This window comes from Mycolicibacterium sp. XJ662 (genome assembly GCF_053484035.1).
Map to the genome: position 1 here is coordinate 111,556 of NZ_JBEFTL010000009.1, position 10,543 is coordinate 122,098.

Genomic DNA, 10,543 nt, shown 5'->3' on the forward strand with positions numbered 1-10,543 from the left:
TCGAAGTCTGGACGTTCTCGCCGGACAGGAGGTGACGATGGCTTCCAGCGGAGATCCTTCCCGCACGGGTCAGGCTGTGCAGTCGCCTCCCGAGGCGGATTCGCCAGAAACCCAGCCGATGGAGGTGCCGAAGACAGACACGTCCAAAACGGCGAGCAGCGCGTCACGGCGGGTGCGGGCCCGGCTAGCCCGCCGGATGACGGCACAGCGCAGCGCCGTCAACCCGGTGCTCGAACCGCTGGTCGCGGTGCACAAGGAGTTCTACCCGAAGGCCAACCTGCAGTTGCTGCAGCGGGCTTACGAGGTGGCCGAGGCTCGGCACGCCGACCAGATGCGCCGCTCCGGTGACCCCTACATCACGCATCCGTTGGCGGTGGCCAACATCCTGGCCGAGCTCGGCATGGACACCACCACGCTGATCGCCGCGCTGCTGCACGACACCGTCGAGGACACCGGTTACACGCTGGAGGCGTTGACCGAGGAGTTCGGCACCGAGGTGGGCCACCTGGTCGACGGCGTCACCAAGCTGGACCAGGTCGCGCTGGGCACAGCGGCCGAGGGCGAAACCATCCGCAAGATGATCATCGCGATGGCCCGCGACGCGCGCGTTCTGGTCATCAAGGTCGCCGACCGGCTGCACAACATGCGCACCATGCGTTTCCTGCCGCCGGAGAAACAGGCCCGCAAGGCCCGCGAAACGCTGGAAGTCATTGCGCCGCTGGCCCATCGCCTCGGTATGGCCACGGTGAAATGGGAGCTCGAGGATTTGTCGTTCGCGATCCTGCATCCCAAGAAGTACGACGAGATCGTGCGGCTGGTCGCCGACCGCGCGCCGTCGCGCGACACCTATCTGGCCAAGGTGCGCGACGAGATCATCGCCACGCTCAACGCCTCGAAGATCAACGCGGTGGTGGAGGGCCGGCCCAAGCACTACTGGTCGATCTATCAGAAGATGATCGTCAAGGGTCGCGACTTCGACGACATCCATGACTTGATCGGGGTGCGGATCCTGTGTGACGAGATCCGCGACTGTTACGCCGCGCTCGGCGTGGTGCACTCGTTGTGGCAGCCGATGGCCGGCCGGTTCAAGGACTACATCGCCCAGCCGCGCTACGGGGTGTACCAGTCGCTGCACACCACCGTCGTCGGCTCTGAGGGCAAGCCGCTGGAGATCCAGATCCGCACCCACGACATGCACAAGACCGCCGAGTGGGGGATCGCGGCGCACTGGCGCTACAAGGAATCCAAGGGCCGCAACGGTGTTCCGCATCCGCACGCCGCCGCCGAGATCGACGACATGGCGTGGATGCGCCAACTGCTCGACTGGCAGCGGGAGGCCGCCGACCCCGGCGAGTTCCTCGAGTCGCTGCGCTACGACCTTGCCGTACAAGAGATCTTCGTGTTCACCCCGAAGGGCGACGTGGTCACGCTGCCGACGGGGTCGACGCCGGTGGACTTCGCCTACGCCGTGCACACCGAGGTCGGCCACCGCTGTATCGGCGCGCGGGTCAACGGCCGGCTGGTCGCGCTGGAACGCAAACTCGAAAACGGGGAAGTCGTCGAGGTCTTCACGTCCAAGGCACCCAACGCCGGGCCGTCACGCGACTGGCAGACGTTCGTGGTGTCGCCGCGCGCGAAGGCCAAGATCCGGCAGTGGTTCGCCAAGGAGCGTCGCGAGGAGGCGCTGGAGGCCGGTAAGGACGCGATCGCGCGGGAGGTGCGCCGAGGCGGACTTCCGTTGCAGCGCTTGGTCAGTGCCGAATCGATGTCGGGTCTGGCCAGAGACCTGCGGTATGCCGACGTGTCGGCGCTGTACACCGCTATCGGCGAGGGTCACGTGTCGGCACGTCACATCGTGCAGCGCCTGCTGGCCCAGTTCGGCGGCGACGAGGAAGCCGTCGACGAACTCGCCGAACGGTCCACCCCGGCCACCATGCCGGTGCGCCAGCGCAGTTCCGAGGACGTCGGGGTTTCGGTGCCCGGCGCGCCGGGCGTGCTGACCAAGCTCGCCAAGTGCTGCACGCCGGTGCCCGGCGACAACATCATGGGTTTCGTCACCCGCGGCGGCGGGGTCAGCGTGCACCGCACCGACTGCACCAATGCCGCGTCGCTGCAAGAACAGTCCGAACGCATCATCGAGGTGCTGTGGGCGCCGTCGCCGTCCTCGGTGTTCCTGGTTGCCATCCAGGTCGAGGCGCTGGACCGCCACCGGCTGTTGTCGGATGTGACCCGAGTGCTGGCCGACGAGAAGGTCAACATCCTGTCGGCCTCGGTGACCACCTCCAACGATCGGGTGGCGATCAGCCGGTTCACCTTCGAGATGGGCGATCCAAAACACCTGGGGCACGTGCTCAACGTGGTGCGCAACGTCGAGGGCGTCTACGACGTCTACCGGGTGACGTCGGCGGCTTAGTTCATTTCCTCTCGCGAGCAGACGCGGAAGGCCCCTGAACCGGGCTAATTTGGGGCCTTCTATGTCTGCTCGCCGTGGGTGCTGCCCGCGGTCCTGAAACCGCGCCTAACGGCGCTCCAGCACGGCCCGCAGGAACGCACGGGTCCGGTCGTTCTCCGGGTCGGTGAACAACTTGTCCGGTGGCGCGTCCTCCACGATGCGGCCGTGATCGAGCATGATCACCCGGTCGGAGACGTCGCGGGCGAAGTCCATCTCGTGCGTCACACACAAAAACGTGATGTCGGTGGTGGCGGCGATGTCTCGCAGCAGCGCGAGAACGCCCGCCACCAGTTCGGGGTCCAGCGCCGAGGTGACCTCGTCGAGCAGCAGCACGTCGGGTTGCATGGCCAGCGCCCGGGCGATCGCCACCCGCTGCTGCTGGCCGCCGGACAGTTCGTAGGGCCGTGCGCTGACCCTGTCGGCCAGACCGACCATCTCCAGCAGTTCCCGCGCCCGGTCCTCGGCCTCGGTGCGCGCCAAACCGAGCGAGCGGATCGGCGCCTCGGTGATGTTCTCCAGCACCCGCATGTTGGGAAACAGGTTGAACTGTTGAAACACCATGCCGATGCGTTTGCGTACCTGCCGCTGGTGCTTCTCGTCGGCGGGCACCTCCTTGCCGCCGCGGCTCATGTGGGTCAGGCACTGCCCGCCGACGACGATGCGTCCCGAGGTGACGCGCTCCAACGTCATCAGCAGCCGAAGGATCGTCGTCTTGCCCGAACCGCTGGGGCCGATGAGCGCGACGAACTGACCGTGGGGCATCGAGAAACTCAGGTGGTCGATCACGTTGATGTTTCTGGTGTCGCCGAAGCGCTTGACGACGTCGTCGAAGCGGATCATCTCAGCCGGTGTATCGGACACGGCGCTCCATCCATCGAACCAGCAGGGACGCCGAGTAACTCAGCACCAGGAACAGCACGCCGGCGATCGTGATCGGCTCGACGTAGCGAAACGCGCGCGAGCCCACCTGGTTGGCGACACCGACGATGTCGAGCACGCCGATCATCAACAGCAGCGGTGTCTCCTTCAGCATCGAAATCGTGTAGTTGCCGAGCGCCGGAAGCACCCGCGGGACGGCCTGCGGAAGGATCACCGCGGCCCAGACGCGGTGGCGGGGCAGGTTGAGCGCGACGGCGGCCTCCCACTGCCCGGCCGGCACCGCCTCGATCCCGGCCCGGTACACCTCGGCGGTGTAGGTGGAGTAGTGCAGTCCGATGGCGATGATGCCGGTGGTCAACGGTTCGAACTTCAACCCGAAGTCGGGCAGCACGAAGAAGAAAAAGAAGATCTGCACCAAAAGTGGTGTGCTGCGAACGAATTCGATGAACGCCCAGGCGGCGGTGCTGACGACGCGGATGGGTGAGCGTCGCAGCAGCGCCAGCACCAACCCCAGGGTGTAGGCCAGGATCGAGCCGGCGACCGTCGCGACGACCGTGATGCGCAGCCCGTCGACGACGATTTTCGGGAGCACCTCCCACGCGAATTCCCAGTCCCACAGCACAGCTCAGCCCGCTCGCCGGGCCGTCAGCGTCGCCATCAGGCCGCGGCGCTGCGGGGGCCTGCGCCCCGCCAGCTTGGCAGTCCAGCGTTCCAGCACCCGCATGGCGAGGGTGATCAGTACGGCCAGCGCCAGGTAGAACAGCAACACGATGGTCCAGATGGTGGCCGCCTGTGAGATGAACCGGTCGACCAACACCTCGCGGGCCTGATACGTCATCTCGTGCACGGTGATGATCGTCAGCAGCGAGCTGTTCTTGAGCAGCTGGATGAACAGGTTGTTGAACGGCGGCACCATTTCGGCCAGGGCCTGCGGCAGGATGACGCGCAGCATCCGTTGGCTGCGGGTGAAGTTCAGCGCGACGGCCCCTTCGTACTGCTCCTTGGGCACCGACGAAATGGCACCCCGCACGATCTCGGCACCGTAGGCGCCGTGGTTGAGCCCGAGCACGATGATGCCGGCGGCCAGCGGAACGATCTGGAACCCGACGAGCACCGGCAACACGAAGTAGATCCACATCAGCTGGACCACCTCGGAGGTGCCGCGCCAGATCTCCACGTACATCCGGGCGAACGCGCGGACCACCCGCGAGCCCGACAGCATCGCCAGCCCGAACACGAACGACAACACCGTCGCGATGAGGATGCCGCCGACCGTCGCCTGAACGGTGAGCAGCAGCCCCGAAGAGATCGTCTCGACGAACAATCCGATGTTGTCGGGCATCAAGAACGCCTCAGGCAGCCTCGCACAACTGCTCGGTGGTCAGATCCTGTGGCGGCAGGTTGTCCTCGGTGAACCCGAACGGCTCGACGATCTCGAGCCACTGACCGCTGCTGTGCAGCTTTTCGAGTTCGGTGTTGAATTCCTCGACCAGCCCGTCGTCGCCTTGGCGGAAGACGAAGCCGCCGGCCTGAATCTGCTTCTCGCCGTCGACAACCGGCACGAAGCCCTCGGTGACCTCCAGCGGCGCTGTCGGGTTGTCGGCCAGCATCCGGCGCAGCGAGATGTCGGTCAACGCGCCGGCGTAGGCGCGTCCGCCCAGCAGCGCTTGCAGCATCTCGGGCTGACCCGCATAGGGCTGGATGTCGGCCGCGGGGATACCCAGGTCGTGGGCCACCGCCTCTTCGACCGTGCCCGAGAGCACCGCGAGCTTGAGGCCCTTGGCCTTGATGTCGTCAAAGTTGTTGACCTGCTCCGGGTTTCCCTGCGGCACGAGCATCGCCGTCGGGGTGACGTAGTCGACCGCGGAGAACTGCGCGTTGTTGCAGCGTGCCGGCAGGATCGCCATCCCCGCGGCGACCATGTCGAACTGCCCGGCGTTGAGCGCCGGGATCAGCTGGCTGAACTCGACCTGGGTGGCGTCGACGTTCTCGATGCCCATCGCGGCGAACACCGCTCTGGCCACTTCCGGTGCCTCCCCGGTGACCTCACCGTCGACGGTGTAGCCGTAGGGCACCTCGCCCGCGATGCCGATCTTGATCGAGTTGGCGTCCTTGACCCGTTGCAGGGTGTCGCCTTCACCGCCCTCGGGCACCCGCGAGCAGCCGGTGAGCGCAAGCAACGCGCTGAGCGCGAGCACCCCGGTTGCCTTTCCGATCCTCGAGAAGTTCCGCCGTGTGGAGTTCACCATGGACATCCTTTTCGCATTCACACGTTCACGTTCGTATCAACCGGGGTGATCTGAACGTAGGCGTATCGTCTGAACGGGTCAAAGAGTGGCGTTCTTGGACGATTGAAAATGGTTGACATCACCGAACTGCACCACGCGCTGATCGCCCGCGTTCTCGGCGACGGGGGACAGGCGCCGTCGGCGCTGCGCCGCGCCGCGTTCGACAACGCGGGCCTACCCGAGCCGCTGCGCACCCTGACCGAGAAGGTGGCCCACCGCGCCCACGCGGTGACGGACGACGACATCGCCGACGCGCGGATCGCCGGCCTGAGCGAGGACCAGATCTTCGAGATCGTGGTGTGCGCCGCCGTGGGGCAGGCGAGCCGCCAGTACGAAGCCGCGGTGGCGGCGCTGGCCGCGGCGACCCAGGGGCGCGAGCGATGAGGCTCACCGTTCTCGAGCGGGGCCACCGCCTGCGCACCAAAGTCTTGTTCGCGCTCGTGCGGTTGGTGTCTCGGCAGCCGGTCGTCGACGCAGTGAAGCTGGCGATGTACCGCCCGGAGTTCTACGGTGCCGGTGACCTCACCCATGAGGCGATGCGCGGAGCCTCGCCGTGGTCGGTCGGCGACCGTGAGCTGATGGCGGCCTACGTGTCGCACGTCAACCAGACCCAGTTCTGCATCGCCGCACACTCGGCCACATCGGGGCTGTGGTACGGCGACGACGAGAAGGTCGCCGCCACGCTGGCCGACCTGTCGACCGCACCGATCGACGACGGGCTGCGGGCCACTCTCGGCCTTCTCGGAAAGCTGACGCGCGAACACCACGTCGATGCCGATGACATGCGGTCCGTACTGGCCCAAGGGGTTTCACCCGAGCAGATCAGCGACGCGTTGGCGGTGTGCCTGGCGTTCAACATCACCGACCGGCTGGCCGACGCCTTCGATTTCGACCTGGCCAGCGCCGAGGCCATGACCGCCGGTGCCCGGTACCTGTTGAAGCGCGGGTACCGATAGAACTAGTCGATCTGCACCGACTCGACCGTCACGTCGAACGCCGGCCTGCCGTCGTCGCCGCCGCCGGCGACACCCTGCGCGCCGATCTTCTCCAGCACGGCCAGCCCGGCGGCGTCGATGGTGCCGAACACCGTGTATTTGGGCGGCATTGGCGAATCCTCGAAGATCAGCAGGAACTGGCTGCCGTTGGTGCCCAGCCCGCTGTTGGCCATCGCCAACGTGCCGCGCGGATATCGGACCGGAAGCCGCAACGCCGGGTCGTTGAGCCGGTACTGGTTGGTGGGGTACTCGTTGGGGAACTGGTAGCCGGGCCCGCCGGTGCCCCCGCCGGTCGGATCTCCGCACCGCAACGCGTGCAGCGACGCCGTGGTGCTCAGCGCGTGACACGTGGTGGCGTCGAAGAATTTCTGCCGGGCCAGGCTGGTGAAGTTGTGCACGGTGCACGGGGCCTCGGCGTTGTGCAGCTGCACCCCGATGTCGCCCTGGTTCGTCACGATCGTGGCGTCGACGCGGGCCGGATCCGTCGCCACCCGACCCACGCTCGGCGGTTCCACGGGCTTGCTGGCGCGCTCGATGGTGGCCGGGTACTGGCAGTTGGACCCCGGCGTCGCGGGCGGATCGAACGCGGGCAGCTCGGCGGGCGGTGCCACCGTGTAGCGGGGCGAATCCGGATACAGGTCGACGTCTTGGAGGGCGCTGGCGAAGAACAGGACGAACAGCACGCTCACGACGATCACCATCACCGTCACCGCCGTGATCAGGTAGCCGATGACCAGACCCGCGATGGCGAGGCCGCGGCCCTCTTCGCCGGTCCTCTTGATCTGCGACAGCGACAGGTGCCCGAACACGATGCCCAGCGGCGCAAACAGGAACGCGCACACCAGCGCCGCGACCGCCAACCCGTTGGTGCCCCGGGGCGGGGGATAACCGTAGCCGTACGGCGGCGGACCGGTCACCGCATCAGTCCAGCATGATCGACGTCACCTGGACGTCTTGCGCCGGCGGACCGTCCTCACCGCCGCCGGCCACCCCGGCCGCGGCGATCTTGTCGAGCGTTTCCAGCCCTGTCTCGTCGATGGTGCCGAACACCGTGTAGTTCGGCGGCAGCTTCGAGTCCTGGTACACGAGGAAGAACTGGCTGCCATTGGTGTTGGCACCGGCGTTGGCCATCGCGAGCGTGCCGCGCGGATAGGTCACCGGCTCCATCAGCTTGGGATCGTCTGGCTGGTACTGGTTGGTCGGGTACTCGTTGGCGAACTGGTAGCCCGGGCCGCCGTTGCCCTGCCCGGTCGGGTCGCCGCACTGCAGCACCGACAACGACGGGCTGGTGGTCAGCCGGTGGCACGGGGTGTCGTTGAAATAGCCCTGGTGCGCCAGGCTGACGAAGCTGTTGACCGTGCACGGCGACTTGCCGTTGTCGAGCATCAACCCCAGGTTGCCCCGGTTGGTCGCCATGCTGGCGCTGACCTGCGCCGGCTCGGTCGGCACCTTGCCGGTGCGCGGGGGATCGACCTCCTTGGCGGCCGGCGTCGGCGCCGCCGGGTACTGGCAGTTCTCGCCCAGACCCGCGGGCGCGGCAAACGGCGGCAGGCCGCCGGGACCGGCCTCGGCCGGCGCCGAGGTCGTCGGCGCGGGGCTTGTCGTGTCCGACGCGGTTTCGGTGTCGGAGTCGCGGTTGGTGATGACCACGGTCGCGACGATGGCGGCGACGACGACGACCGCCGCGACGGCCCCGCCGACGATCGTGAAGATGCGGCGCCTGCGGTCCTTTTCTGCCCGGCGCTCCAATTGCCGCTCGAGCTTGCGCTTCGCCGTGGCACGACGCTGTTCGTTGGTCGGCACCGCCTGTGTCCTCCTCGTGTCGCTTTTGGTCCGAAATGAGTGTGCCAGGCATTGCTGTGAGTGGCGCTGCGCCCCACGTCGTGGCGGGATGGAAAACTGGAGGTCGTGTTGATCACCGGCTTTCCGGCGGGCATGTTGGCGTGCAACTGCTACGTGCTGGCCCCGCGGGCCGGGGCCGACGCCATCGTCGTGGACCCGGGCCAGCGCGCGATGGCGCCGCTGCGCCGGATCCTCGACGAGAACCACCTGACCCCGGCGGCGGTGTTGTTGACGCACGGCCACATCGACCACATCTGGTCGGCGCAGAAGGTGGCCGACATGTACGGCTGCCCGGCCTACATCCACCCTGAGGACCGCTACATGCTGACCGACCCGATCAAGGACTTCGGGCCCCGGCTCGCTCAGCTCGCGTTCGGCGCGTTGTTCCGCGAACCCAGGCAACTCGTCGAACTCGACCGTGACGGCGACAAACTCGAACTCGGCGGCATCACGGTCACCGTCGACCACACCCCCGGCCACACCCGCGGATCGGTGGTCTTCCGCACCGCAGAGGGGCCGCAGGAGGTCGTCTTCACCGGCGACACGCTGTTCCGCGGTTCGGTCGGCCGCACCGACCTGCCGGGCAGCAGCGGCCGTGACCTGCTGGGTTCGATCGTGACAAAACTATTGGTGCTCGACGACGACACCGTGGTACTACCTGGGCACGGTGAGAAGTCCACGATCGGCTTCGAACGCCGCAACAACCCGTTTCTCGAAGGCTTGAGCCAGTGACTGAATTTCAGGCGCCCAAGGGCGTCCCGGATTACCTTCCGCCCGAGTCGGCGCGGTTCGTCGCCGTGCGCGACGGCCTGCTCGAGGCCGCCCGCCGCGCCGGGTACGGCGACGTCGAGCTGCCGATCTTCGAAGACACCGCGCTGTTCGCCCGCGGTGTGGGGGAGTCCACCGACGTGGTGTCCAAGGAGATGTACACCTTCGCCGACCGCGGTGACCGCTCGGTGACGCTGCGCCCGGAGGGCACCGCGGGGGTGATCCGCGCGGTCATCGAACACGGGCTGGACCGCGGGCCGCTGCCGGTCAAGCTGTGCTACGCCGGGCCGTTCTTCCGCTACGAGCGGCCCCAGGCCGGCCGCTACCGGCAGCTGCAGCAGGTGGGGGTGGAGGCCATCGGCGTCGACGACCCCGCGTTGGACGCCGAGGTGATCGCGATCGCCGACGCCGGGTTTCGGTCGCTGGGCCTCGACGGTTTCCGGTTGGAGATCACCTCGCTGGGCGACGACAGCTGTCGCCCGCAGTACCGCGAGCTGCTGCAGGACTTCCTGTTCAAGCTCGACCTCGACGAGGAGACCCGCCGTCGCGCGCATATCAACCCACTGCGCGTGCTCGACGACAAACGCCCCGCGATCCGTGAGATGACCGCTGAGGCGCCGGTCATGCTCGACCACCTCTCCGACGCCGCCAAACAGCATTTCGACGGCGTGCTGGCGCATCTGGACGCGCTGTCGGTGCCCTACGCGATCAACCCGCGGATGGTGCGCGGGCTGGACTACTACACCAAGACGACGTTCGAGTTCGTGCACGACGGCCTCGGCGCTCAGTCGGGTATCGGCGGCGGCGGCCGCTACGACGGGCTGATGAGCCAGCTCGGCGGAAAAGACCTGTCGGGCATCGGTTTCGGGCTCGGTGTGGACCGCACGATGTTGGCGCTGACGGCCGAGGGTAAGACCGTCGCGGGCACCGCTCGGGTCCAGGTGTTCGGCGTGCCGCTCGGGGAGCAGGCCAAGGCCGAGTTGGTGGTGTTGGCCGCCCGGTTGCGTGCCGCCGGGGTACGCGTCGACCTGGCCTACGGCGACCGCGGCATCAAGGGCGCGATGCGCGCCGCGGACCGCTCCGGCGCCTCGATCGCGCTGGTGGCCGGCGACCGCGACATCGAGGCGGGCACCATCGGGCTGAAGAGCATGGCCACCGGCGAGCAGGTCGACGTGCCCGCCGACGACGTGCTCACCGAGGTCCTGTCACGCCTGGGCCGCGCCTAACGCCCCTCGAGCCTCCCCTTTCCCGTGAGCGTGCGCGTCTGAGGGCGCCACGCCGTGGATTTTGCGCATTTTGCGCACGCTCACGCCAGCGTC

The 10,543-nt window shown here is 67.5% G+C and carries 11 protein-coding genes; 5 read left to right on the forward strand and 6 right to left on the reverse strand.

The features are described 5' to 3' along the window. Positions 1–37 precede the first annotated feature (37 nt). Positions 38–2,413, forward strand: a complete 2,376-nt coding sequence (locus tag ABQE93_RS21145; protein WP_448410258.1) for a RelA/SpoT family protein — start codon at positions 38–40, stop codon at positions 2,411–2,413. Positions 2,414–2,518: 105 nt separating this feature from the next. Here ABQE93_RS21145 and ehuA read toward each other — a convergent pair whose 3' ends face one another. Genes ehuA through ehuB form a run of 4 tightly spaced genes read right to left on the reverse strand, consistent with a single transcriptional unit; the run spans position 2,519 to position 5,577 of the window. Beyond that, a complete protein-coding gene (gene ehuA / locus ABQE93_RS21150) occupies positions 2,519–3,292 on the reverse strand; it encodes an ectoine/hydroxyectoine ABC transporter ATP-binding protein EhuA (protein ID WP_448410421.1) in 774 nt (257 codons plus the stop codon). A 1-nt stretch (position 3,293) separates the two neighbouring features. Continuing rightward, positions 3,294–3,953, reverse strand: a complete 660-nt coding sequence (ehuD, locus tag ABQE93_RS21155; protein ID WP_448410259.1) for an ectoine/hydroxyectoine ABC transporter permease subunit EhuD — start codon at positions 3,951–3,953, stop codon at positions 3,294–3,296. A gap of 3 nt (positions 3,954–3,956) precedes the next feature. Next, positions 3,957–4,673 carry an ectoine/hydroxyectoine ABC transporter permease subunit EhuC gene (ehuC, locus tag ABQE93_RS21160; protein WP_448410260.1) on the reverse strand — a complete coding sequence of 239 codons (717 nt, stop codon included), beginning with the start codon at positions 4,671–4,673 and terminating at the stop codon, positions 3,957–3,959. Between the two features lie 10 nt (positions 4,674–4,683). Then, positions 4,684–5,577 (reverse strand): ectoine/hydroxyectoine ABC transporter substrate-binding protein EhuB, encoded by an 894-nt coding sequence (gene ehuB, locus ABQE93_RS21165; protein ID WP_448410261.1) that lies wholly within the window; start codon positions 5,575–5,577, stop codon positions 4,684–4,686. Between the two features lie 111 nt (positions 5,578–5,688). Here ehuB and ABQE93_RS21170 point away from each other — a divergent pair, with 111 nt between their 5' ends. Both ABQE93_RS21170 and ABQE93_RS21175 read left to right on the forward strand, forming a co-directional pair. Beyond that, a complete protein-coding gene (locus tag ABQE93_RS21170; protein WP_448410263.1) occupies positions 5,689–6,003 on the forward strand; it encodes a carboxymuconolactone decarboxylase family protein in 315 nt (104 codons plus the stop codon). After that, positions 6,000–6,575, forward strand: coding sequence for a carboxymuconolactone decarboxylase family protein (locus tag ABQE93_RS21175; protein ID WP_448410265.1), 576 nt, complete (start codon positions 6,000–6,002; stop codon positions 6,573–6,575). Before ABQE93_RS21170 ends, ABQE93_RS21175 begins: the two co-directional genes overlap by 4 nt. A gap of 2 nt (positions 6,576–6,577) precedes the next feature. Here ABQE93_RS21175 and ABQE93_RS21180 read toward each other — a convergent pair whose 3' ends face one another. Beyond that, positions 6,578–7,531, reverse strand: a complete 954-nt coding sequence (locus ABQE93_RS21180; protein WP_448410266.1) for a peptidylprolyl isomerase — start codon at positions 7,529–7,531, stop codon at positions 6,578–6,580. Positions 7,532–7,535: 4 nt separating this feature from the next. Further along, positions 7,536–8,417, reverse strand: a complete 882-nt coding sequence (locus ABQE93_RS21185; RefSeq protein WP_448410268.1) for a peptidylprolyl isomerase — start codon at positions 8,415–8,417, stop codon at positions 7,536–7,538. 105 nt (positions 8,418–8,522) lie between these two features. Between ABQE93_RS21185 and ABQE93_RS21190 the strand changes: the two genes are divergently transcribed. Beyond that, positions 8,523–9,188: an MBL fold metallo-hydrolase gene (locus tag ABQE93_RS21190; RefSeq protein WP_448410423.1), complete on the forward strand. Its 666-nt coding sequence runs from the start codon at positions 8,523–8,525 to the stop codon at positions 9,186–9,188. Continuing rightward, a complete protein-coding gene (gene hisS, locus ABQE93_RS21195) occupies positions 9,185–10,450 on the forward strand; it encodes a histidine--tRNA ligase (protein ID WP_448410269.1) in 1,266 nt (421 codons plus the stop codon). The genes ABQE93_RS21190 and hisS overlap by 4 nt, the downstream gene beginning before the upstream one ends. The last annotated feature ends 93 nt before the right edge of the window (positions 10,451–10,543 follow it).